The 25,065-nt window shown below is 31.7% G+C and carries 25 protein-coding genes and 2 pseudogenes; 21 read left to right on the forward strand and 6 right to left on the reverse strand.

The window, feature by feature from the left end; all coding sequences use genetic code 11:
• Positions 1-3: 3 nt before the first annotated feature.
• From L3B98_RS03645 to L3B98_RS03665, 5 genes are all read left to right on the forward strand, one after another.
• Positions 4-1,176 carry a malic enzyme-like NAD(P)-binding protein gene (locus L3B98_RS03645; protein WP_015395103.1) on the forward strand — a complete coding sequence of 391 codons (1,173 nt, stop codon included), beginning with the start codon at positions 4-6 and terminating at the stop codon, positions 1,174-1,176.
• A gap of 111 nt (positions 1,177-1,287) precedes the next feature.
• Positions 1,288-2,259, forward strand: coding sequence for a 2-keto-3-deoxygluconate permease (locus L3B98_RS03650; RefSeq protein WP_077366185.1), 972 nt, complete (start codon positions 1,288-1,290; stop codon positions 2,257-2,259).
• Positions 2,260-2,549: 290 nt separating this feature from the next.
• Positions 2,550-4,172 (forward strand): sensor histidine kinase, encoded by a 1,623-nt coding sequence (locus tag L3B98_RS03655; protein ID WP_238915661.1) that lies wholly within the window; start codon positions 2,550-2,552, stop codon positions 4,170-4,172.
• On the forward strand, positions 4,150-4,824 hold the full coding sequence (locus tag L3B98_RS03660; RefSeq protein WP_015395100.1) for a response regulator: 675 nt from the start codon (positions 4,150-4,152) through the stop codon (positions 4,822-4,824). The genes L3B98_RS03655 and L3B98_RS03660 overlap by 23 nt, the downstream gene beginning before the upstream one ends.
• A gap of 111 nt (positions 4,825-4,935) precedes the next feature.
• Positions 4,936-5,166 carry a hypothetical protein gene (locus tag L3B98_RS03665; RefSeq protein ID WP_238915662.1) on the forward strand — a complete coding sequence of 77 codons (231 nt, stop codon included), beginning with the start codon at positions 4,936-4,938 and terminating at the stop codon, positions 5,164-5,166.
• Here L3B98_RS03665 and L3B98_RS03670 read toward each other — a convergent pair.
• Entirely contained in the window at positions 5,118-6,530 is a 1,413-nt protein-coding gene (locus L3B98_RS03670; RefSeq protein ID WP_077366181.1) for a sigma 54-interacting transcriptional regulator, read from the reverse strand. The two genes, L3B98_RS03665 and L3B98_RS03670, sit on opposite strands and share 49 nt — an antisense overlap.
• A gap of 242 nt (positions 6,531-6,772) precedes the next feature.
• On the opposite strand from L3B98_RS03670, the gene L3B98_RS03675 reads away from it, so the two are divergent.
• The 3 genes from L3B98_RS03675 (at position 6,773) to L3B98_RS03685 (ending at position 8,575) form a co-directional block, all read left to right on the forward strand.
• Positions 6,773-7,588, forward strand: coding sequence for a hypothetical protein (locus tag L3B98_RS03675; RefSeq protein WP_077366180.1), 816 nt, complete (start codon positions 6,773-6,775; stop codon positions 7,586-7,588).
• A 24-nt stretch (positions 7,589-7,612) separates the two neighbouring features.
• Entirely contained in the window at positions 7,613-8,164 is a 552-nt protein-coding gene (locus L3B98_RS03680; protein WP_238915663.1) for a DUF1097 domain-containing protein, read from the forward strand.
• 228 nt (positions 8,165-8,392) lie between these two features.
• A complete protein-coding gene (locus L3B98_RS03685; RefSeq protein ID WP_238915664.1) occupies positions 8,393-8,575 on the forward strand; it encodes a DUF6718 family protein in 183 nt (60 codons plus the stop codon).
• A 528-nt stretch (positions 8,576-9,103) separates the two neighbouring features.
• Here L3B98_RS03685 and L3B98_RS03690 read toward each other — a convergent pair.
• Together L3B98_RS03690 and L3B98_RS03695 are read right to left on the reverse strand one after the other, a co-directional pair.
• Positions 9,104-9,544, reverse strand: a complete 441-nt coding sequence (locus L3B98_RS03690) for a MaoC family dehydratase (RefSeq protein WP_015395081.1) — start codon at positions 9,542-9,544, stop codon at positions 9,104-9,106.
• A gap of 40 nt (positions 9,545-9,584) precedes the next feature.
• Positions 9,585-11,168: a CoA-transferase gene (locus tag L3B98_RS03695; protein ID WP_238915665.1), complete on the reverse strand. Its 1,584-nt coding sequence runs from the start codon at positions 11,166-11,168 to the stop codon at positions 9,585-9,587.
• 271 nt (positions 11,169-11,439) lie between these two features.
• Here L3B98_RS03695 and L3B98_RS03700 point away from each other — a divergent pair, with 271 nt between their 5' ends.
• Positions 11,440-12,309: an AraC family transcriptional regulator gene (locus tag L3B98_RS03700; RefSeq protein WP_238915666.1), complete on the forward strand. Its 870-nt coding sequence runs from the start codon at positions 11,440-11,442 to the stop codon at positions 12,307-12,309.
• A 125-nt stretch (positions 12,310-12,434) separates the two neighbouring features.
• Here the strand turns inward: L3B98_RS03700 and L3B98_RS03705 are convergent, their stop codons facing one another.
• Positions 12,435-13,319: an AraC family transcriptional regulator gene (locus L3B98_RS03705; RefSeq protein ID WP_238915667.1), complete on the reverse strand. Its 885-nt coding sequence runs from the start codon at positions 13,317-13,319 to the stop codon at positions 12,435-12,437.
• Positions 13,320-13,814: 495 nt separating this feature from the next.
• On the opposite strand from L3B98_RS03705, the gene L3B98_RS03710 reads away from it, so the two are divergent.
• From L3B98_RS03710 to aroQ, 3 genes are read left to right on the forward strand one after another with little or no spacing between them, the layout of a single operon-like run.
• Positions 13,815-14,756 (forward strand): ketopantoate reductase family protein, encoded by a 942-nt coding sequence (locus L3B98_RS03710; RefSeq protein WP_077366175.1) that lies wholly within the window; start codon positions 13,815-13,817, stop codon positions 14,754-14,756.
• Positions 14,757-14,767: 11 nt separating this feature from the next.
• Positions 14,768-15,142 (forward strand): VOC family protein, encoded by a 375-nt coding sequence (locus tag L3B98_RS03715; protein WP_015395076.1) that lies wholly within the window; start codon positions 14,768-14,770, stop codon positions 15,140-15,142.
• 17 nt (positions 15,143-15,159) lie between these two features.
• Positions 15,160-15,609, forward strand: coding sequence for a type II 3-dehydroquinate dehydratase (gene aroQ / locus L3B98_RS03720; RefSeq protein WP_238915668.1), 450 nt, complete (start codon positions 15,160-15,162; stop codon positions 15,607-15,609).
• 26 nt (positions 15,610-15,635) lie between these two features.
• Here the strand turns inward: aroQ and L3B98_RS03725 are convergent.
• A pseudogene (locus L3B98_RS03725) lies at positions 15,636-15,800 on the reverse strand (flavodoxin family protein); the annotation flags it as partial.
• Between the two features lie 8 nt (positions 15,801-15,808).
• Between L3B98_RS03725 and L3B98_RS28825 the strand changes: the two are divergent.
• Positions 15,809-16,108 (forward strand): annotated as a pseudogene (locus tag L3B98_RS28825) (transposase); the annotation flags it as partial.
• Positions 16,109-16,189: 81 nt separating this feature from the next.
• Here the strand turns inward: L3B98_RS28825 and L3B98_RS03740 are convergent.
• Positions 16,190-16,510 (reverse strand): transposase, encoded by a 321-nt coding sequence (locus tag L3B98_RS03740; RefSeq protein WP_343073594.1) that lies wholly within the window; start codon positions 16,508-16,510, stop codon positions 16,190-16,192.
• Between the two features lie 585 nt (positions 16,511-17,095).
• Here L3B98_RS03740 and L3B98_RS03745 point away from each other — a divergent pair.
• The 8 genes from L3B98_RS03745 to L3B98_RS03780 all read left to right on the forward strand — a co-directional run bounded on the left by L3B98_RS03745 (position 17,096) and on the right by L3B98_RS03780 (position 25,044).
• Entirely contained in the window at positions 17,096-19,177 is a 2,082-nt protein-coding gene (locus L3B98_RS03745; protein ID WP_238915669.1) for a BglG family transcription antiterminator, read from the forward strand.
• A 15-nt stretch (positions 19,178-19,192) separates the two neighbouring features.
• A complete protein-coding gene (locus tag L3B98_RS03750) occupies positions 19,193-19,480 on the forward strand; it encodes a PTS sugar transporter subunit IIB (protein ID WP_238915670.1) in 288 nt (95 codons plus the stop codon).
• Between the two features lie 29 nt (positions 19,481-19,509).
• Complete coding sequence (locus L3B98_RS03755) at positions 19,510-20,781, forward strand: PTS ascorbate transporter subunit IIC (protein WP_238915671.1); 1,272 nt, start codon at positions 19,510-19,512, stop codon at positions 20,779-20,781.
• A 130-nt stretch (positions 20,782-20,911) separates the two neighbouring features.
• Entirely contained in the window at positions 20,912-21,517 is a 606-nt protein-coding gene (locus L3B98_RS03760) for an SIS domain-containing protein (protein ID WP_238915672.1), read from the forward strand.
• Positions 21,517-22,416, forward strand: coding sequence for a 4-hydroxy-tetrahydrodipicolinate synthase (gene dapA / locus L3B98_RS03765; protein WP_238915673.1), 900 nt, complete (start codon positions 21,517-21,519; stop codon positions 22,414-22,416). Before L3B98_RS03760 ends, dapA begins: the two co-directional genes overlap by 1 nt.
• Positions 22,417-22,474: 58 nt before the next feature.
• Positions 22,475-23,116, forward strand: a complete 642-nt coding sequence (locus tag L3B98_RS03770; protein WP_238915674.1) for a ketohydroxyglutarate aldolase — start codon at positions 22,475-22,477, stop codon at positions 23,114-23,116.
• Positions 23,117-23,302: 186 nt separating this feature from the next.
• Positions 23,303-24,124, forward strand: coding sequence for a transketolase (locus tag L3B98_RS03775; protein ID WP_275298366.1), 822 nt, complete (start codon positions 23,303-23,305; stop codon positions 24,122-24,124).
• Entirely contained in the window at positions 24,124-25,044 is a 921-nt protein-coding gene (locus L3B98_RS03780) for a transketolase family protein (RefSeq protein ID WP_238915675.1), read from the forward strand. The genes L3B98_RS03775 and L3B98_RS03780 overlap by 1 nt, the downstream gene beginning before the upstream one ends.
• Positions 25,045-25,065: the final 21 nt, after the last annotated feature.

The following is a 25,065-nucleotide window of genomic DNA, read 5'->3' on the forward strand; positions in this document are numbered from 1 at the left end:
AAAATGAATTATTTTGAGGAAAGCTTAAAATTACATGAAGAAAATATAGGAAAAATCGAAGTAGTATCAAAAGTGAAAGTTGAAACAAGAGATGATTTAAGTTTAGCGTATACTCCAGGAGTTGCCGAACCATGCAGGAAGATTTATGAAAATGAGGAAAATGTATATAAGTATACTTCAAAAGGAAATTTAGTTGCAGTTGTGACTGACGGAACAGCAGTATTAGGATTGGGAGATATAGGACCAAAGGCAGGACTTCCAGTTATGGAGGGAAAGGCAGTATTATTTAAGGAATTCGCAAATGTTGATGCATTTCCAATATGTTTAGACACAAAAGATGTTGATGAGATAGTAAAAACTGTAAAGCTTATAGCACCAGGATTTGGTGGAATTAATCTTGAAGATATAGGAGCACCAAGATGCTTTGAAATTGAAGAAAGGTTAAAGAAAGAACTTGATATACCTGTATTCCACGATGATCAACATGGAACAGCAATAGTTGTACTTGCAGGTGTTATAAATGCTTTGAAAGTAGTTGATAAAAAAATAGAAGATTTAAAGGTAGTTGTAAATGGGGCAGGGGCAGCAGGAACAGCTATAGCTAAATTATTACTTTCTTCAGGAGTAAAGAATTTAATTGCATGTGATAAAGTGGGGATTCTTTACAGAGGGATTGAAGGGGTAGATGATGCTAAAAAGGAACTTGCAAAGGTAACTAACCCGGATAATATTAAAGGAAATTTAGCGCATGCACTAGTTGGTGCAGATGTGTTTATAGGGGTTTCAGCGCCTGGAATAGTAAGCCAAGATATGGTTAGATCTATGAATAGAGATGCCATATTATTTGCAATGGCAAATCCAACTCCAGAAATAATGCCAGATGAAGCTAAAGCAGCTGGAGCAAAAGTCATAGGTACAGGAAGATCAGATTTTCCTAACCAAGTTAACAATGTTCTTGCATTCCCAGGAATATTCAGAGGTGCTTTAGATGTTAGAGCAAAAGAAGTTAATGAAGAAATGAAAATTGCAGCAGCTTATGCTATAGCTTCTATGATAAAAGATGAAGATTTAAATGAAGACAATGTAATTCCTTACGCATTAGATAGAACTGTTGCAGCTAATGTAGCTGAAGCAATAAAAAAAGCAGCAAGAGAAAGCGGAGCAGCAAGAATATAAAAATTGTGCTAAATGTTCTCAAGGATTAATACATAATAAGAGAAAATAATACACCATTAGGATTAGGTATTTTCTTCTTTCATGCACATAAAAAGAAATGGAGGTATAAAAATGCAAATTCCAATTAAGAAGACACTTGATAAAATTCCAGGAGGAATGATGGTTGTTCCACTTTTCTTAGGGGTTTTAGTTAATACCTTTTGCCCACAATTTTTACAGATTGGCGGATTTACAACAGCGTTATTTGGACCTAAAGCATCATCAACAATATTGGCTTGTTTCATGTTTTTAATTGGTTCACAGATTAATTTCAAATTAGCACCAAAGGCAATAAAAAAAGGTGTGTTATTAGTATTAGGACAATTTATAGTAGGTGCTGGTATTGGTATATTTGTAGGTAAAGTTTTTGGACCTGCCGGAGTATTAGGGTTGTCACCACTTGCCATTCTTGCAGCATTAACAAATTGCAATGGTGGACTGTATGCATCACTTGCTTCACAATATGGTGATGAAACTGATGTAGGGGCGTATGCTATTTTGTCCATAAAAGATGGCCCATTTTTTACATTAGTTGCATTAGGTGCATCAGGGCTTGCCCAGATTCCTTTTATGTCACTTGTGGCGGTATTAGTTCCAATATTGATAGGCATGATACTTGGAAATCTTGATGCTGACATGAGAAAATTTCTTGGCGGAAGTAAATTATTATTAATACCATTCTTTTCATTTCCACTAGGTGCAGGAATGAATCTTGAAAATATTGTGACTGCTGGAGGTCCTGGTATATTATTAGGAGTGATAGCAGCATTTACCGGAATAGGTTCTTTTGTTCTCATGAAGTTATTCAAAGAGGATCCTGTACTTGGACTCGCAACAGGGTCGACTGCGGGAAATGCAGTAGCGACACCGCTTGCAGTTGCAGCGACTGACCCAACGCTAGTTGCTATTGCTACAGCAGCTACAGCACAAGTGGCAGCGTCTTGCGTAATATCAGCTATTGTTTGTCCGTTTGTTGTTACTTATGCATTTAGATTTCTTAAAAAGAGTAAAATTAAACAGTTAAACAAAGAGGCTGTAGCGTAATAAAAGGGACTATCGATTAAGAGGAGCTTATACATTTATTAATAACAGAGATTGAATTAAATACAAAAAAATGAAAGACAATAATCAAGGAGTGATATATAATAGCTTAAGATGTATCATTCCCACATTATTGTTTCTATATTTATAGAGGTTATTCTAAAGGTTTTGGTATTATAGTTTTTTATTATAAGATGAACATAAAAATTTTTATCATAATTTTTATGAGTAATTAGCTAGAATTACATTATTTAAAACTTAAATTTAGATATATTAAGGTTGAGATGAAGAATATGGAAAAAGCAATGAAACTTCAAACAAAAATTACTTTATTAGTTATCACAGTAGTTTTTATTTCTATCTTTATAATCGTTTCTTTCGTTGTTCCTTGGATGACTGGAAATATTGAAAGTAAAGCTAGGACTAATATTATGAATGTAGCTGAGATGGAAGCGCATTCTACTGAGATAGTAAAGGCTCTAGAGAGTAGAGATACGAGTGGAGAGATTCAAAGTTATGTTAATATGCAGCTTAAGGAGTTAGAACAAGTTGAATATATAATTGTAGCAGATAACGAAGAAATTAGATATGCTCATCCAAATCCTGAAATGATTGGAGAAAAGTTTGAGGGCGGAGATGAGTATAGAGTAGTCGAAAATGGAGGAACATATATTTCTGAGGCGGCTGGGACACTAGGGAAATCTTTGAGAGCTTTTACACCAATATATGATTCAGAAAATGGTAAAAGAATAGGCTTTGTTTGTGTGGGCACACTTACACAAAGCATTGAGACATCTAAGAAAACAGCTGTTTTATATATAGCTTTAATTGCTCTTGGAGGGCTTATGGCAGGTGTAATAGGAGCTTTTTTATTAGCCTGCAACATAAAGAACACTTTACTTGGACTTGAGCCTGATGAAATTTCGAAGCTCTATAATGAAAAAATTGGAATGTTAGATGCTATTCATGAAGGATTAGTAGCTGTTGATGATGAAGCTAGAATAACTCTTATAAATGATTCTGCCTTAAATATACTACGTTTTGAAAATAATATTAATAAGGAAGAGATTATAGGGCAGAACGCAGAAGTTGTTATTCCCAATACCCGCTTAATTAATGTTTTAGAAACTGGGAAATCAGAGTTTGAGGAAGAGCAAAGAATTAATAATACTATTATAGTGACCAATAGAGTTCCTATAATAAGTAGAGGAAGAATTGTAGGAGCTATTGCCAGCTTTAGAGATAAAACCGAGGTTACAAGAATGGCAGAAGAACTTACTGGAGCTCAAAAGATGGCTTGGTCATTAAGAGCTCAAAATCATGAATTTATGAATAAGCTTCATACTATAGCAGGACTTATACAGCTAGAAGAGTATGAAGAAGCATTACAGTTTATATCACATGTGGCAAAGGTAAGAAACAATATAAATAATATATTAACAGAGAATATAAAAGATGCTTCTTTGTCAGCACTGTTATTGTCAAAATATAATAAAGCTGAGGAGTTTAGGGTTAAGCTCAAAATAGATGAAAATTCAACACTTACAAAACTTCCACAGCATATGACCTCTGAAGAAATTGTATCAGTTGTAGGAAATTTAATAGAAAATTCTATAGATGCAGTTGAAAATGATGGAAACGGATATATATTTATAAAAATAGTTGAAAATAATGATTTTTTAAATATAAAAGTGAAAAATAACGGTGGTAAAATTCCAGAAGAATATAAAGAAAAAATATATGAGCAAGGGTTTTCGACGAAGGAAGGCCAACGTGGTCAAGGTATGTATATTATAAAAAAAATAATTAATGAGTTTAATGGTACAATATATTTTGAGGAAAATGATGGTGTTCTTTGGAATATAACAATACCAATGATGGGAAGTGAGAAGATTGATTCAAGTAATCATTGCTGAAGATGATCCTATGGTCAGAGAAATAAATTCTAGGTTTTTAGAAAGAGTTGAAGGATTTGTTTTATATAAAGCTGTTTCAAATCTTAATGAAGCAAAAAAACTTATATCAATTAATAAGCCAGATTTAATACTACTTGATGTATATCTCCCTAAAGAAAACGGAATTGACTTATTAAAATGGATAAGGGCACAAGAGATTGATACCGATATTATCTTAATTACAGCAGACAAGTCTATTAAAAGAATAGAAGAAGCTTTTAGATATGGGGTTGTGGATTATCTAATAAAACCTTTTAGTTTCAAACGATTTAAAGAAGCACTTATTCAATTTAAAAATAGGTATTATGAGTTTGAAAGAAATTATGAAATTGAACAAAAGGATTTAGATAAAATGATATCTAGCGCTAATATTTCTCAAGAGGAAGATGATTTTGTTAAGGGGCTTAATAAATATACATATGGAGCTATATGGGGAGAAATAGAAAAAAGTAGGTGCAAGGATTTTACAGCGGAGAATCTAGCAGAAAAATTAGGGATAGCAAGAGTAACAGTAAGAAGATATCTTGAATATATGGGAAAGGAACATAAAGTTGAAAGGTTGGTGGAATACGGTAAAGTGGGTAGACCACAGCACAAATATCATAAAATTTAATTATAGTGGATTTTAAAGGTCACGCTTCGCCTCCACCATGAAACCCACGAAAATCTAAAATTGATTTTCGTGGGTCTTTAATTTTTGTCTATATTGCAAAAGCTCTCACAAATGAGTGGTGAAGCAGCAAAGAAAATATCAGATTTACTTCTTGAAATGAGAAAATCTATAGATAGAGTTATTGGTGAAATTAATAGTACAAATATGATTGCAGAATCGCAGGCAGCTGATACTGAAGAAATAACCGCAGCTTTAGAGGAAATTACTCCAAATTATGCACAAATCATGCTAAGTCATATCTTTTTGATTAAAGTAAGATTATATTTTCTTATTTTATTATAAAGTGTACTTCGGCAAACTTTGAGTTGTTTAGCTGCATTTGAAATATTATAATTACAATTCTGCAAAGTGTTCATGAGAAGTTCTTTTTCATGAGATTCAAATGAACTTTCTAATGATGTAGAGCTAGTTTGGGGTTGGAATAAATTTTCATCAGTTAAAGTAGAAGATAAATTAAAATAATCTTTTATAACTTGTTGCAGATGCTCTGGTTTAATTTCCTTTTTTGAATAATTAACACTTAGGCGGTTTACCACATTACGTAATTCACGTATATTTCCAGGCCAATTATATTTAAAGAATATTTCTAATGCCTCATTAGAAAACGAAACATTTAAATTGTTTTGATGAATAAAGTGCTCAATTAGAAGAGGTATATCATCTTTTCGATCTCGCAGAGGTGGAACCTTAATTTCTATTGTATTTAGTCGATAGTACAAGTCTTGACGAAATTTACCTTCTTTACAGAGTTCTTTAAGATCCTTATTTGTAGAAGCAATTACTCGAGCGTTGAGTGGCAATAGTTTATTTCCACCAATCCTTTCATATACTCTCTCTTCTAAAACACGAAGCAATTTGCTTTGAAGTCGTAAATTCATGTCGCCAATTTCGTCTAAAAGAATGGAACCACCTGAAGCTAACTCGAATTTCCCTTTTTTTGTAGATACTGCGCCCGTAAAAGCTCCTTTTTCATATCCAAATAGTTCTGACTCTAGCAATTCATCCGGTATGGCGGTACAATTAATCTTTATAAAAGGTGAAAAAGATTCCATGCCCTCAGAATGAAATCCATTTGCTAATATTTCTTTTCCTGTTCCTGTCTCACCAATAATTAGAACAGGAAAAATTGTTCTAGCGGCTCTTTTGCATTCTTCTAACATATCTTCTATCATGTGATTTTCCCCTATATAATCATCAAAAGTATAGTTTGAATCAACCCTAGCTACTATATCGTTTATGTTTGTGAATTCGGACTGGGTTTGTTTAGTTATATTCTTTAATATGTTTTTTAAAGTATTTAAATTTTGAAAAAGAACCATTCCAATTAGTCCGATAATTTCTCCATTTGAAATAATGGGGATTAAATTAGTCATGCATTTTCGGCCATTAAGAACAACCATAATTCCTGTCTCAGGTTTGCCGGTTTTTAGAACATGCTCAAAAGGGGATTCGGCGTCAAGAATGCTGATATGTTTGCCTATTGCAGAATCCAATGATATATTTGTAAGTTTCACAGATCCTTCACTACAATGAATAATATACCCATTCTTATCTATTATAATAGCAGCATCAAAAGCTGTATCAAGAAGTTTGTCTAGAATGCCACCTCGTGTCTTAATTTCATCTAAAGTAAAGTTAAAATACATTTAGAATTACCTCCTATTCATTAACATAAGTATATTATTGAAAATGTTTACAGTCAACATATGTATAATATATAAGTCGTATGTCTGCACAATTGTATAATAATTATACAATTTGTTTAAAATATAAAACAAATATTTTGCCAATTAGAGCGGCTTTAGAGGTTTTGAAAACTTTGGCATACTTTTTGCTTATTAAATATACTGAAAAATAATTTGAATAAATTTAAAGGAGTGTGTTCAATATGGCAAAGAAAGTTCCAGTAACAAATAATGATCGCGAGAAAAGGTATTTCAAGTACTATCAAGAAGAGTGTTCTGTAGGAGCGCAGGATAAATATGATTTAATTACATCAGAACCTTATGATAATTCAACAGCATTAAGCATCCATGATAGAAATGATTTGTTTAAGTCAGGAGATTTACCAGGAGAATTTGGATGGTGGCTTCTGGATGATGGTACAGCTCTAATATCAAATAGAACATTTTTTCCAAATATAGATGGAGAAATGTTTGATTGGTGGTTTGCATGGCATCCATTAGATCGTCTACGTTATGCAATTTGGGATAATGAAGATCACTACGATGTTTATTTAGATGATCCAGCACATTCAAGAGATATGAGTTTAACTATGCAAGAGAGACATTGGGATAGCGTCCATAATATTTGGGAGGACATTGGCACTGGAAATATTGATTTGCTTAGAATAAGTTTTAAAAAGCCATCTGACCTTGGATATGATATGAGTAAAATTGGAACAGAAGCTTGCAATGCATTAGTATGTGCTAATGTACAAGTTATTGGCGGTGGAGATATGCCAGATGTACCTGTAGTTATGACTCATTTTTTACGTCCTGTAGAAGGCGGTTCAGAATTACGTTCGCGTTTTTGGTTTGGATGGCAGATTGTTGATGGTAAACCAGTTAAATGTATTCCAGAAGGCTTTAAAATTCCATCGATTGGACCAGTAAGCTTATTAAACCACAATGTTAAAGAATTTTCAAACTTAGCACGTATCTTACCCGATGTTTATAGAGAAGAAAAAGATAACTGGTTCTAAAGCAAAAGGAAAGGGGAAATAGTAATGTCGACAAAAAATAAGGCTCTTTTTATTCAAGCTATACTTGGAGGAATATTAATTACCGTTTTATTAATACCTTTCCAAGCTTTAACACCCTATGTATCGTATACTTGGATGGCATTTATTCCAATTATATTGTTTTTTTGTTTGGGTGTTCAATGTAAATTAATACCACCAATGTTTTTAAGCTATGTATGTGGAGCTATATGGGGGATAATATTTAAATATTTAGCTGGTGTAATGAGTGCAGCTGGATGGTCTCCTGAATTAACTTTTGGAATTTTAACTACAGTTATAGTTTTTGCAATACTAGCTGTTCATCCGATTCTTTTAGGTAAAACTCCATTTGGAATGGCGCCTATTGTATTGATAGGTCTTGTTGAAACCATTTTTACTTTTTTGATACAACCTGCAAATGCACCAGTTATAGGTTCATTACAATTAATATTCTTTTTTGCTTATGGACTAGCACTTGCATTTTCATTAGCACAAGCAAGTGGATTCTTTTGTAGACTATTTTTAGGAAAAGATTGGACAAAATCACTTGAGGAATAAAAAGTGCTTTTACGATATAAAAGACATAATTACAAATAAAATTATGATGATCTAATCAATCTCATGAAAGAAATTTATTCAATAACAAGTTGTAAGCTGGAAGTATCTAATTTAAGGTATATTTCCAGCTTATGTTTTGTGGTTATAAGTAAAATAATATAAAATTAGTTTTATTATTTATATGGACATATGTAGAAATGATTAAAAAGAGTTGTTTTATTGAATACTGTGAAAATATTATTGATTTTAGACAGGAAGGAAAAATACGCATCTAAATATTTAACAGTAACAACATTAGAACGTGGTGTACAAATAGTAACATTAAATTACTTAGAAAGTTATAAGGAGTATTCACCATATACATTGATAAATACTGAGGTTGATTTTATAAGTAAAGTTGTTAATATGTAATATATTGGGGACTAAAATTAAAATGAAATTTATTGGTGGATTTCAAAGCTTATTTCTTTTTCTTCTATATACAATTTGTAAAACAATTCTCTATCCTTCTCTTTTAAGATACTTAACATTTCATTAATTTCTGATTATAACTCTTTTTTTATAATATTCTCAAGTGTATTATCTTTGTAAGAGAGGTTAGGAATATACTGATATATTTAGTAAGTTAAACAACAATCTAGTTGTTTAGGTCCAATTATAAAATTAAACTTATTCAAGAAGAAAAAGACATACTACGAGGGAAATTTGCATAAATTAAATTATGTAGTTATTAAGTAATTGATCCATAATCATTACTTATCTTCAGAAAACATATCTGAAAAATTATTTTAGTTGTAGAAAAGATTTAAAACTTATGTTTACATATTATGGATTAATTATTATTGTCGCCAGATAGTTATTTATAAATCAAAAGGGCGTTGTTAAAGAACTAATTAATTAGTTTTTTAACAACGCTTGTTCAATAATGGCATATTATATCTAGTTACCTTCTACAGGAAAGAATTTTAAAATATGTGTTGCAGCAACTACTATTTCTTTATTTTGATTGTATACTTCAACAGTTGCATAAGATTTTAAGTTTTCATTATCAATGTCTTTAATTGTGTATACAGCTGTTACAGTATCTCCCATGTAAACAGGTTTGATAAAACGAAGCTTGTCATATCCGTAAGATACACTTGGAATCTCAGCTTTTGCTTGTGTTTGAATTAATGTAGATGCTGTGGAACCAAGAGCAAAAGTTAATACTCCGTGTACTATTCTTGTTTTATACATTGTAGTCTTCATGAATTCTTCATTCATATGCATTTGTGAAAAATCACCAGTGATACCGGCAAAAAGATATACATCTGATTCACTGATTGTTTTTGTATAAGATATTGTGTCTCCAATTTCGAAAGGTACTTTTAAATTATTCATAGTTATTCTCCTCATCTTTTTTATATTAAAATTTTAATTGTTAGCGATTTATAAATTCATCACGTATATTCATAGGTGTATCTATAAATATTTTTTTATCTATTTCTTTTAAATTTTCAGAGATAATTGGTTTAAAGCCCATTTGTTCAATGATATCTTTTTCCATATCTATACCAGGTGCTACTTCTGTTAATACTAAACCGCGTTCTTCCAGATGGAAAATAGCACGTTCAGTAATAAACACAACTTCTTGTCCACGTTTTACAGCATCGAGACCATTAAACGTAATATCTGTTAACTTAGCTAACATCTTTTCAAACTTACCTTCTTGTTCAATAATCATTTTGCCTTCTCCAATGGAAGTTTTTAATCCTCCTGCTCTTAATGTTCCACAGAATACTACTTTTTTAGAGTTCTGACAAATGTCAATGAATCCACCAGTACCTACAATTTTGCCATTAAATTTATGAACATTTACATTACCATTCATATCCACTTCAGCAAAGCTTAAGAAGGCAACGTCTAATCCACCACCACCATAGAAATCAAATTGTGCTGGCATATCCATTACGGCTTGAGCATTGATACTAGCTCCAAAGAAAATACCTTGTGCAGTTGTTCCTCCTACAGGCCCTGTCTCAACGGTTAGTGTAAATTCTTTATCTACACCTTCTTCTTTAGCTACAACTCCAATTCCATCAGCAATTCCTACTCCAACATTACCTACATTACCAGGCAATATTTCCATTAAAGCTCTTCTTGCAACAACTTTTCTTTGATCAAGCTTTATTGGCTCTGATTCTCCAGTAACGGCAATATAATCACCTGATAAGAAACGGTCAGAACCGTTATACATTTGATTCTGATCTGGTACAACGACTAATGCATCAACTAAATATCCTGGTATTTTAACTTTCTTTGGATGAATTGTTCCTTCTTTTACCACTCTTTTAACTTGTGCTATTACAATTCCACCAGAATTATGAACTGCTTGAGCGGTTGAAAGTACATCCATGTAACATATTTCATCTTCTAATGAAATATAACCTTCTGCATCAGCTGTTGTTCCACGAATAAAACAAACATCTAGCGGAATAGATGGATAAAATAAATATTCTCTTCCGTTAATTTCCATTAATTTAATTAAATCCTCTGTGGTTCTTTCATTTAATTTTCCACCATCTTGTCTAGGATCAATGAAAGTTCCAAGACCTACATGAGTAAGAATTCCAGGATGACCTGAAGCAATACTTCTAGAAAGCTGACTCATAACTCCTTGTGGAAAGTTATAAGCTTCAATTAAGTTGTTTTGAGCCATATCAGCTAATCTAGGAGATTGTGCCCAATGTCCACCAATAGCACGTTTTACCATTCCTTCAATTGCAAGAGGTGACATTCCACGTTCTCCTCTATCGCCTAATCCACTAGAATGCCAAAGAGTTAAATTTTTTGGTGATTCAGTTTCTAAAAAACGTTTTCTTAATGCTGATATTAGTTCTGTAGCTTCAATAATACCACCACCAGCACCACATATTGCTAATGTATTTCCATCATTAATATATGAAACAGCTTCTTCGGCAGTTAAAATTGGAACCTTTTTTTCTATCTTAGTTGGTTTTTTCATGGCTCTAATTCCTCCTTGATAAGTTTTTTTTATCTATTAAATAATTTGTTTTGATTTAGTTGTTGGATAATCTAAAAAAATTAATTTTTGGATTGTTATATATAATTATAAATTTATTTAATATATTAACCACAAGGTGACTTGTTAACTTTATTAATTATCTTGCTATTTCTTTTTGCTTCATATATTATTTAAGCTATAGAATTCATTTATCTAGTAAATTATCTTGCTATTTTTACTAATTATATTGTTATTTATGATAGGAGGAAGTATGTTTTTATATAATTTTGATAAAGAAATTGTTAATATATTCGAAGACAATTCATCTCCAAAAGCAATTTGGTTATCACATAGTCATGACAATCCTAATTGGACTTATAACTATCATCTTCATAAATGTGAAACGGAATTAGTATATATTCTAAATGGAATGGGAATTTATTCAATCAATAATGAAATTTACACTGTGAAAAAAGGAGATGTGCTTGTAATTGATCGTGGATGCATTCATTCAATTGCTTCTAATAATGAATTCCCAATTGATGCATGGACATGCGGTGTTACTGACTATACAATTAAAGACATAAATGAAGTTAATCAACTTTTACATATGGATACTCATCCAGTTGCTCAAGCAGGTAAACATGGGGAATTTATTCATAGATCCATGGTGGAAATGAATTTGGCACGAATTCAAAAATCACCTTACACTTCATGTGTATGTAACATGATTGCCTCTACCTTAATTACTATATACTATGATATATTTAAAGACTCATCTAAAATTAAAGCTCAGAAAAAATCCTCTTTTATTAGGGACATTATTATTTATATCAATGAAAATTACTCAAAACATATTTCTTTAAAGAAACTGTCAGAGCAATTTCATATAAGTAGTTATCATATCAGCCATGAATTCAAAAAGGTTTATGGAATTTCTCCAATTAACTATGTTATTGAACGCCGTTTAAGTGATGCAAAGTGGCTTCTTATTAATACACAAGATTCTCTTATTTCAATAGCAAATAAAGTAGGATATGAAAATCCTAATCATTTTACAAATCTTTTCATGGAACGAACGAATTATTCACCATTACAATATCGAGAAAATTTTGCAAAATCTACTGATTTACCAGAATAAGTCATATTTGAATTGTTCTTTATCTAATATTATTTTTGTAAATGAAAAAGGTTACTTTTAATAAGATAAGTAACCCTTTTCATTTACAAGTTTTTAAATATTATATTTTAAATTTCAGTAAATATTTATACATTACAATAAGATTCGCTTATTGCATTTTGTGATGAAAATAGTTTTCTATATTCCAAAGGTGAATAATTAAGCCGCTTTATAAACATATTAGTAAAATGAGTAGCATTATCGTAACCAATTTTTTCAGATATAGAAGTGAGGGATTCTGTTGTATTAATTAATAACCACTTGGCTTCACACATTTTAAGATCAATTGAGTAATTAATAGGGGAAATTCCATACTCCTTTGCAAATGAGTGGCTTATGTGTCCTGGGCTCATATGAAAAATTTCTGATAATTGCTTTATTGTGATAGTCTCTCTGTAATGTTCACCAATATATATAAGGATATCTCTTACAAAAGAAGATTCTAATTTTCTATCAGATTTTTTTTCTTTTGGCAATAGCTCAAAGACTACAGAGGCTAATGAAGTCGCAAGAAGATTGCATATAAAATTAGCAGAAGGAGTTTTTTGTAAACATAAAAAACTTATTTCTTCCATTACACCTTTTATAAAGTTCTCATTTGAACCAGCTGAAATAATTTGGTGCATATCTGAAAATAACATTCGTGTATCATCTGTAAAAGCTTTTAATTTATAGTTATTTATGATACATGTCCAGGCATCAATAGGTTCTTTTTTATCAGAAGCAATTGAATGCAATATACCTTTTTCAAGAATAAGTAATTGTCCTTTTTCTAAAGTATATTTTGTCATATCTATTGTATATTCTGCTTTTCCGTCAGCAATATAAACAATTTCCGTTGCATCTTTATGAATGTGATAGTTATAAGTCCAGCCAGGATTATTATAATTATGACATAGTCTTACCATTTGAGGATATTTATTATCTTCAAAAATATCTTCAAACTTCTGGTCAAAGTTATATGAAAACATATGATAACCTCCTGCTTTATTTGATTAGGTAATTTAATTATAACAAGATACTTTTATTAAACAACAATATAATTTGAGGAAAAAGCAATATAATTATGGTGTCCTATAAAGAATGCTCAAAAAAGCCCATAAACCTATTAATAAAATAGCAAGATAATTTGAATACAAATCAATTTGTTTTATATTAAAACATTAACGTAATAAGTATAATATAAATTGATAACGGGAGTGTGATTTTAGTTATCAGAATAAGAAAGAGCATAACTATATTTGTGAAAAAAAACGCAAAATAACTAATGGAAAATAAATAATAATAGCTTTATTAAACAATTTTTCATTTCGCTTAAGTTTACATTATTGTAATAGTTATCTAAATCTTAAAATATAAGATTTAATTAGTGAAAACGTTATCTGAAGATTTATTTAAATAATGTAGATTTTGATAGGATAAACATGTATTAAAAAGATTATAAGTATAGAGAGGAGAATAAATAAATGAAAATTTGTATGTTAGGTGCAGGAGCCTTAGGTAGCACAATAGGAGGTACTTTAGCAAAAGGTGGTTCAGAAGTTTATTTTATTGATCAATGGGAAGAACACATTAATAAGATTAATGAAAAAGGATTGAAATTAACTGACGGAAAAGAAGATTATTTTGTAAATGTAAAAGGTAAGACAAGTCCTGAGGGAATCGGGTATGCAGATTTAGTTATTGTATTAGTAAAATCTTTCGCAACAAAAACAGCGATTGAAAATGCTTCCTCAATTATAGGACCAAATACACTTGTTATGTCTTTACAGAATGGGCTTGGTAATGAAGAAGTTATTGCTGAAGTAGTAGGAAAAGAAAGAGTATTAGGGGGAAAAACTTATGTAGGAGGCGTTCTACTAGAAGCTGGATATGTAAGTGCAGGAGTGAAAGGAAAATACACTTATATCGGTGAATTAGATGGTAAGATGACAGAACGTGTAAAAGCAGTTGCAGATGAATTTAATAAAGCAGGACTTTTATGTGAAGTTAGTGATAATATTACAGGTATGATTTGGGATAAGCTTCTTATAAATGTAGCAACAGGAGCTTTAAGTGGTATAACAAGGTTGCCATACGGTGGTCTTTATGATGAACCTAGAATAAAAGCTTGTGCAGTTGCAGCAGTACAGGAAGGTATAAATGTGGCAAAGGCAGTAGGAGTAAAACTAAAAAGTGAAGATCCAGAATATGCATGGAATGCAGCAAGCGAAGGATTACCACCTACATTTAAAGCATCTATTTTACAAAGTATAGAAATGGGACGTCCTACAGAAGTTACTTTTATAAATGGATCAGTAGTTGAATGGGGTAAAAAATATGGAATTCCAACACCTGTAAATGAAACTCTTGTAGCTTGTGTAACAGGAATTGAACGTTGGTTAAAAGATTATGCTAATAAGCAATAAGGAGGATTTTTATGGCATCTTATTTAGAACATATGGCTTTACGTGTTAAAGATCTAGACTGGCATTTAGAATTTTTTAAGGAAGTGTTAGGAATGGATGTACGTATGACAAATCAGAAGGAAGCACCTAATAGACAAGTGTGGTTATATGGAGGGCTTCAGCTTATTGAAGATTTATCTTTTGATGGACCAGAAGGAAGATGTGCTCATTTAGGAATTATGACAGAAAATCAAAAAGAAGTTTTAGATAAAGCTTATGCAAGAAATGTAAAAGAATTACCTCAAGGGCATAATTGGTTTCAGGTATCAGACGGATTATGTATTGAAGTAATTCAAGTAAAAGAAAATGGAGTACAAGAATATTTGGATATTGATCCATGGTTATAAAAGAAAGGATGGTTAAAATGAAAAAAGTAATGTTATTACACGGTGTTAATCATAATATGTTTGGAAAGAGAGATCCTAAGCAATATGGAACTATTACTTTAGATGAAATTAATCAAAGTGTAGATACTTTAGCAAAAGAATTAGATATTGAAGTAACTAATTTTCAAACAAATAGTGAAAGAGAATTTGTAGATAAAATTCATGAAGCATATTTTGAAGGTTATGATGGTTTAATGCTAAATGCAGGTGCTTGGACACATTATAGTTATGGTATGGCTGATGCTCTTGCAATTTTAGAAGTGCCAGTTATTGAATTGCATATGTCAAATGTACATGCAAGAGAAGAATTCCGTCATCATTCAGTTATTTCACCTCTAGCTACAGGAATTATTGTAGGTCTTGGATCACAAGTTTATACATTAGGATTGCAAGCATTTGCAAATATTTTTGAACAACAAGGTAAGTAGGAGGTAAAGATTAGGGCAGAAAGAATTATGGGATATACGGACTTAACATATTTAATGGCTTCTACACCTTTATTAGAATCTAAGATTCCTTGAGCAAATATAGTTATTAATTTTTTACCTGGATGTCTAGGAACAAAAGTATGTGGAAGCTCTTCAACCATTGGAAATGTACGGTCTAACCAAATTTTTGCTGAGAATTTTCTTAACGAATGGATATCTTGAAATTGATAATAATGCAGCTGAAAGAGCTATAAAGCCATTTGTAGTTAGTGGAAAAAATTAGATGTTTTCTAAGACTTCAAAAGGCGCATCGTCAAGCGCACTTCTTTATAGTATTATTGAAACGGCTAAAGCCAATGGCTTGGCAGCGGAAAAGTATTTAGTATATTTATTTGAAGTGTTAGCTAGTTCAGAAATTAAAGAAAGGGATATACTAGAAAAATGTATGCCATGGTCAGAAAATAATCCAGATCAACTGTGTGCCAAGACTACCAAATAATTATTTACATATAAATTTATACCCAACAGAGAATTTAAACTTTTCCGTTGGGTATATTTTATCACTTAAATTAGGCTGACGCTACGCGTCGATTCTTTGACGCTTACTTTTAACATTGCTATATACTTCCTTTACTCTTGCATAATAAATTCTTAAGAACTTATTCAATCCTGCTATTTTAGACACTTTTTTAGCTTTTCCTTCTGATTCTTTCTTTAACATATAGTCATATACAATTGAATCCACTATCGGCTTTATGGCATTTAAAGAAGTCATTATTTCATATCCTGTTTTTCTCAAATATGCAGATCCTCGTTTTGATATCTTTTGCCTTGTCCATTTAAAATTACCTGACTCAAATGTTGGTGCGTCTATGCCCGCATAAGCTATTAGCTTTGCCATTATGGAATCACCTTATATTTCCAATAGAGCCTATTAATATTGGTGTTAAAACATCTCCTACTCCAGGCATTGCCCTAACTACATTATACGCATCTAACTTTTCTGCTAATTCTTGCATTTGTAACAATATTATTTTTATAGTTTTTTCTATTTTTGAAAATATTAGCTTGAAGGGGATGATGTAGGATCTGTATAAAAGTAGTTGTTAAAGCTAAAATATATAAAGACAATAAGTGGAGTATGTAACAACAGCTCTATTGTTATATACCAAAATATAAAGTGAAATTATTAAATAAGGTATTTTAAAAGCTGATAGGAAAAATATTGTTGGTAAGAGATAAAGAGAGATATAAAAAATAAGCTCATACTGTCGATGTGTGTTTGATAAATGCTAGGGAACTTAGAAATTCACACAGTTTTGTCAACTATATTTAAATTTTGTCTAATTAGCTGACAAAAGTTGAACCTAAATTGAATTGAAAACGATATACAATTAAAATAAAATAATATCAAGGAGGGGATGAAAATAAAAATCTAAAGATGAGATTATAATTAATCTTAATGAGAAAGTGGGGATTATTATAAATGGATAAAGAAATTGTATCAATTCTTCAGATTTTATTAAATAGTACACTGATAACTACAAAAGGATTGCAGGAAGAAACAAATTCTACAAAAAGACAAATTACGTACAGACTAAATAAAATTAATGACATGTTTAAAGTTAAAAAAGTTCCACTAATAACTTCAGGAGCAAATAAAGATATAATTATTCAAAAAGAGACAAAGGATGTAATTAAAGAAATTCTAAAAAATAACTATTCTAAAAACACTTACTACTTTAATAAAGCAGAACGACTTTTATATATGTATTTAATGCTTTTTATCAACATAGAGGATATTTCAATTAATCATTTTATAGATTCTCTAAAGGTAAGTAGATCTACTGTAATTCTTGATTTTAAAGAATTTATACCGGATCTTGAGAAAAAAGGTATTGAAGTTAAAAACAATCGTACAAATGGCTATTATTTAGTTGGGTCTGAGATGGAAATTAGAAGAATACTTATTAAAAATATTTTAGAGACTCTATCTAATGAGGAGGGTTCGAGAGTATTAGATATTTTTATAAAAGAGTATAAATTAGATAGTTATGGAAAAGCAAAGGATATTATATCAAAGCTTGTAAGAAAACACGAAATTACTTTTGTTGAGGACAGGTTAGTTGAATTTATTTATATATTCATTTTTCTAAAAGCTAGAATGCTATCAAAGAAAAAGATTACTTCAGAAAATATAGATATTCCTAATATTTTAGCTATCGCTTCTATGAAGGAGTATAGATTTGCTGAAGAATTATTAGAAGTATACAATAGCAAAGATAAGATAAGATCGCACGATATAATGTATATCAGTGCTTGGATTTTGGGTATATCAGTAGGAAATTTTGAAGAAGATACAATGGACCGGGGAGTAATCTCAGAAATTGTGAACAAAATGATGACAAAGTTTGAGTATTTAAGCGGAGTTTATTATATAAGTAAAGAAAAAATATTCAAACAACTATATTCTCATTTCAGACCAGCTTATTACAGAATGTTATTTAAACTACCTATATATAATCCGCTTTGTGAAAAAATAAAAGAAGAATATAGATTAGTATATAGGATTGTAAGCAATGCAATGAAAGAATTCTGTGGTCTATTTGGAGAAGAAATTCAAGAAGAGGAATTGGCCTATTTAACAATGCACTTCGCGGCTATTTTTTCAAATGGGAAAAAATTTGATGTTCTTAGAAAAAGAACAGCATTAATAGTTTGTTCAAATGGTGTAGGTAGTTCAGCTATATTGTATGCAGAACTCACAAATTTATTTCCAGAACTACACTTTTTATCACCATTAGAATCCTCTAAACTAAAAGATTTCGATGAACATGTAGATATTGTGTTTACTACTAATTATAAAGCGGAGGGTTTAGAAATAGATGTACCAGTAATTAAAGTTAGTCCTGTTATGACCCAAAAAGAAAAATATAAGATTACACGTGAAGTGTACATTCAATTGGGTGATATTTTTTTAAGACAACCGAAAATAGACGAGGTTATGCATATAATAAAAAAATATGCAAAAGTAACTTCTGAAAGTCTACTTTCAAATGAATTATTATCTTATTTTACACAAATCGAGAATTTTACATCTAAGGGAGATGAAGGACTTATGTTAAGTGATCTTATTAATGAAACACTAGTAAAGCTAAAGGTTCCAGCTAAAAATTGGGAGGATGCTATAAGGCAGTCTGCATCCGTTCTAGTTGAAAATGGTAAAGCTACAGAAGAATATGTAGACGCTATGGTTAATACTGCAAAAGAATCTGGTGCCTATATTGTAATTACGAAACATGTAGCACTGCCACATGCAAGACCAGAAGCTGGAACAAAAGAAATTGCAATAGGAATTGCCACTTTAGAAAATCCTATTGAGTTTGGGCATGCAGATAATGATCCTGTAAAATACATATTTTGCTTAAGTGCTGTAGATAATAATAGTCATTTACATGCAATGTCTGAACTTGTTGAATTATTTGAAATGGAAGAATTCTTTAAAACTTTAGATGATGCTAAAGATCCTAAGGAAATTATAGATTTTATTAAATCACATGAAGCATAAAAGGAGGAAATAACTATGTATAAAATTTTAGTAGCATGTAGAGCAGGGGTTGGCTCAAGTTTAATGTTAAAAATTAAGACCCAACAAGTAATAAAGGAAAATAATTTTCCAATAGAAGTTGAGCATGGCTCATTAGATTCATTAAATGGATTTAATGGAGATGCTGTAGAAACAGTAATTGATGTTGCGGAGGAATTAAAACAGAAAAATTTAAAATTTGATGTTATTGGAATACGCAATGTTGTTGATCGTAATGAAATAAAAACAGCATTAGAACAATTCATTGCTTCAAAACAAAAATAAAATTTAATTAAAATGAGGGGGAAATATATATGGATTTTATTATTAGTTTATTGAGCACACCTGCCGTTTTACTTGGTGTGGTTGCATGTATAGGTCTGATTCTTCAAAAGAAATCACCTACGGAAGTATTTACTGGTGCTTCAAAGACACTTATAGGTTTCTTAGTATTTGGTATTGGTGCTTCTGCTATGACTGGCTCATTACAAAATTTCAACAAGTTATTCCAATATGGTTTTGGAATAACAGGAGTTATAGCGTCACCTGAAGCTGCTACAGCGCTTGCTCAAAAGACATACGGTTTTGCAGTTTCGTGTACATTAATTTTAGGATTTATATTAAATTTGGTCTTTGCACGTATTACTAAGTTTAAGAACATCTTCTTTACAACAGGGCATAGTTTATTCTTTTCTTGTGTATTAGTATTAATTATGAAAGCGCACGGATTTGATGATATGACTACAATCTTAGTTGCAGGAGCAATTTTAGGATTTATGTCTGCTGCATTACCACAATTCTGTCAACCATTTATGCGTAAGATGACAGGTGGAGATGAACAAGCGATTGGTCACTTCAATATGATTGGTTATGGTTTATCGGGTTATCTTGGTCGTATATTCTCAAAATATCAAGATCAAACTACAGAAACAATTGAATTCCCAAAATGGTTATCAGTTTTTAAAGACTTTTTAATGGGTCTATCAATAGTTATGTTAGCATTATTCTATGTTGCAACATTAAAAGCAGGTCAAGAATTTACTCAAACACTTGCTGGTTCACAGCACTGGTTAGTTTATCCTATAGTACAAGCGTTTACATTCGTAGCTGGTATGTCAGTATTAATGACAGGTGTTCGTATGTTCTTAGCTGAAATAACTGCTGCATTTGTTATAATAGCAGAAAAATATATTCCAGGATCACGTCCAGCGTTAGACGTACCAACAGTATTCCCATATGCACCAAATGCAGTTATTTTAGGATTTATCTGTTCATATACTGCTGGTCTATTAGCAATCATTGTTATGGTATCACTGCCTAGTGTCTTTCCAGTAGTAATTATACCAGCTGCTCACATCTGTTTCTTCTCAGGTGGTACAGCAGCAGTATTTGGTAATTCATCAGGTGGATGGAGAGGTGCCGTTCTTGGATCATTCGTTGCTGGATTATTCCTTGCATTCCTTCCAACATTGTTATATCCAGTTTATGGAACACTTGGTATAGAAGGCGCTACATTCCCTAACATAGATTACAATGTAATTGGAAACATATTACATAACATATTACAAATAATAAAACCTATTTAAGCTAATTAATATTGGGCTGTTGCATTAAGAAATATAAATACAATATGTTTTTAGAATTTAGTAGTCTAATATAAAACATTGTTGCTTTTACTCTTTGTGTTACAGCTCCATGTTTTAAGGAGGAAAAATTATGATTGAAAATACAGTACCTGAATTTTTAGACATATTATCTAATGAAATATCAACATTTATAGCTTCAATCGATGAAATTGCTATTAATAAAGCTTGCAATCTTATTATTGAATCAGAAAAGAATCATGGACGTGTACATGTTACTGGTATTGGTAAACCAGGTCATGTTTCAGGATATATTTCTTCATTACTTTCATCTACTGGAACACCTGCATATACATTGCATGGTACAGAAGCTGTACATGGATCAAGTGGACAAGTGGTTCCTGGAGATGTGGTTATAGCAATATCAAATAGTGGTGAAACTAAAGAACTAAAAGCAACTGTTGAGACATTAAAAGCTAATAAAGCTAAAATTATTGGAGTTAGTGGTAATTCTGATTCATGGCTAAAAAATGCTTCAGACGTATTCATTTTTGCAGGAATTAGAGAGGAAGGAGATTCTCTTAATAAGGCACCTCGTGGGTCAATTATTGCGGAAACAATAGCACTTCAGTCATTAAGTATTGCATTGCAGTATGCTAAAGGGCTTGACGCAGAGCAATATTTAAAGTGGCATCCAGGCGGAAGTTTAGGAGAATCTATTAGAAAGGAAATAATTTAATGGAGTATAAAGGTATTATATGTGCAATGATCACACCTCTTGATGAAAATCAAGATATCAACACTCAAGCTACACATGAATTAGTTGACTACTTAATAAAAAAAGGTGTTTATGGATTGTTTATTTTAGGAACAAATGGGGAATGTCATGTTCTCACAGATGATGAAAAAGTTGAATTTGCAAAAATTGTTATAGAGCATACCAATAATCGTGTACCTGTTTTTGTAGGAACAGGTGGCAATTCCACTCGTGAAGTTATAAATTTATCAAAGAGGATGGAAGAGATTGGTGCAAGTGCGCTATCGGTTATAACACCATATTTTGTGCCTCCAACACAGCAGGAATTAATAGAACATTACAAAGCAGTTGCTTCTGCAGTCAACTTACCAATTTTGATGTATAACATGCCAGGTAAAACAGGAATTAATATTGAACCAGAATCAGTGCGTGAATTAGCTAAGGTTAAGAATATTGTTGGTATTAAGGATAGTGGTGGAAAATTGGAGAACATGAAAGCTTATCTTGAAGTAACTAAAGATGAAGACTTTGGCGTATTCTCTGGCTCAGATTCACTTATTCTTGATATACTGAAGGCTGGAGGACAAGGTGCAGTTGCAGCAACTGCAAATTTTCTAGCAGAAATTGATGTGGCAATTTATAACAACTTTATCAAAGGTGACTTGGAAGCAGCTCAAAAAGCACAAAACAGTATTGAAGAACTTCGTCGTATTATTAAGTTTGGAACAATTCCATCTGTTATTAAACAGACTGTTATGTTAAATGGAATAAATGTTGGCGCTGCACGTCTTCCTGCAACACAACCTACTGGTGAAAAACTTGAAGAGATCAAGCGTGTAGTTGAAGCTTACAAAGCTACATTTAATAAAGGGTTGTATTAATAGAAAATTTAATCAAAATTAAATAAATAATTAAATAACGAATATTGAGGTGAATGGCATGAAAAAAATGAATATAACAAAAAAAATGGCGGAAGTCGGAGCACTTGCAATAGTAAGAGCACAAACGTTTGATCGCGCATGCGAAATCGCTGAAGGTTGTATTAAAGGTGGTATACCAGTTATGGAAATGAGTTATACATTAAACAATGCTGGAAGAATCATAGAGGGACTTAGCGAGAAGTATGGTGAAGAACTTTGTGTTGGAGCAGGGACAGTTTTGGATAGTGAAACTGCTCGTCACGCTATTTTACACGGGGCAAAGTTCATTATTGCACCAAATTATAGTGAAGATGTAGCAAAAATCTGCAATAGATATCAGATTCCTTATGCACCAGGGTGTACATCATTAACTGAAGCAGTGGATGCATTGAGTTTAGGAGCTGCATTTATTAAAGCTTTCCCAATTTCAGATTTCTATGGGTCAAAACTAAGTAAAGTATTCAAAACACCAATCCCTGATATGCCAATTCTAGCTAGTGGTGGAATTACTCTTGATAATTTGCATATGTGGCTGGAAAGTAAAGTAGATGTTTGTGGATTCGGTGGCTTATTAACCCAAGGAAGCTCAGAAGATATAGCTGAAAATGCAAGAAAGATTCGTAAGATCATAGACGATTTTAGAAAGAGTACTGCAAACTAATTTAAAAGGCAACAAAGCTTGATAGAATTATAAAATATTAAAGAAGTTTAAAGTCAAGGGGGTGTCGCACTAATAAATACAGTGGCAATATATAGTGATGGTATTGAAACTTCATTACTATACTATATATTACTGGATCTATTATTTATGCGATATCCCCTTAACCAATAGTAGGAGGAATAAAAGTTGAATACAGAAAAACTAAAAGATATAGCAAAGGCCATAAGAGTAGATATTATAGAAATGCTGACAGAATCAAAATCGGGACATCCAGGAGGATCATTATCAATAGCAGATATACTAACTGTACTATATTTTGAAGAGATGAACATAAATGTGAAGGAACCTAAATGGGAAGATAGAGACAGATTTGTATTATCCAAAGGACATGCGGCACCAGGACTTTATGCCGCTTTAGCTGAAAAAGGATACTTCAAAAAAGAAGAACTTAAATCTCTTAGAAAATTTGAATCGATATTACAAGGGCATCCTGACATGAAGAAAACTCCAGGAGTAGATATGTCAACAGGTTCATTAGGTCAAGGGTTATCAGCAGCTAATGGAATGGCGATAGCTGGAAAACTAGATAAAAAAGACTATAGAGTATACACAATAATAGGAGATGGAGAACTTCAAGAGGGGCAAATATGGGAAGCTGCTATGAGTACAGCTCATTATAAATTAGATAACCTGACAGCATTTGTGGATTTAAATGGACTACAAATAGATGGATCAAATAAAGAGGTTATGAATGTAAGTCCAGTAGATAAGAAATTTGAAGCCTTTGGATGGAATGTATTAGTTATAGATGGTCATAACTTCGAAGAAATAAAAGAAGCCTTAGTAAAGGCAAAAGAAGTAAAAGGAAGACCAACAGCAATAATAGCAAAAACAATAAAGGGAAAAGGAGTATCTTTTATGGAAAACCAAGCCTCTTGGCATGGAACAGCACCAAATGAAGATCAAAAAATACAAGCTCTAAATGAGTTAAAAGAAGGAGAAGAATAATGAATATAGCAACAAGGGAAGCATATGGAGAAGCTTTAAAAGAATTAGCAGTAAACGATAATATAGTAGTATTAGATGCAGATTTAGCAAAAGCAACTAAAAGTATAGAATTTAAGAAAGCGGCACCTGATAGATTCTTTGATATGGGAATAGCAGAAGGAGATATGATTGGAACAGCAGCTGGATTAGCTACTTGCGGAAAAATACCATTTGCAACAACTTTTGCTATGTTTGCAGCAGGAAGAGCATTTGAGCAGATAAGAAACTCTGTAGCATATCCAAAGCTAAATGTTAAGGTAGCAGTAACTCACGCAGGTGTGACAGTAGGAGAAGATGGGGGGAGCCACCAAGCTATAGAAGATATATCATTAATGAGAAGTATACCAAACATGGTGGTTTTAAACCCGTCAGATGCAGTGGAAGCTAAAAAAGCAGTATACGCAGCAGCAGAATATTATGGACCGGTATATATAAGATTAGGAAGAGCCGCAACACCTGTAATTCATGATGAAAACTATGAATTTAAAATAGGAAAAGGTGAAGTATTAAGAGAAGGAAACGATATACTAATAATAGCTACAGGAATAATGGTAGCAAAAGCACTAGAAGCAGCAGAGATTTTAAGTAAAGAAAGCATAGAAGCAACTGTTGTAAATATAGCTAGCATAAAGCCACTTGATACAGAACTTATAGTAAGTTTAGCTAGAAATAAAGGTAAAGTAATTACAGCAGAAGAACACAGTATAATAGGTGGATTAGGTTCAGCCGTAGCAGAAGTTTTATCAGAAGAATATCCAACTAAACTTAAGCGAATAGGACTTAAAGATGTATTTGGACAATCAGGAACGCCCGATTTATTACTAAAACATTATGGACTTACATCAGAAGCTATTGTTGAAGCAGCTAAAGAACTAAAATAATCTTAAAAAGGAGGCATAACA

The sequence above is a fragment of the Clostridium sp. YIM B02555 genome, assembly GCF_022320955.1.
In the GTDB taxonomy this organism is placed as follows: domain Bacteria; phylum Bacillota; class Clostridia; order Clostridiales; family Clostridiaceae; genus Clostridium; species Clostridium saccharoperbutylacetonicum.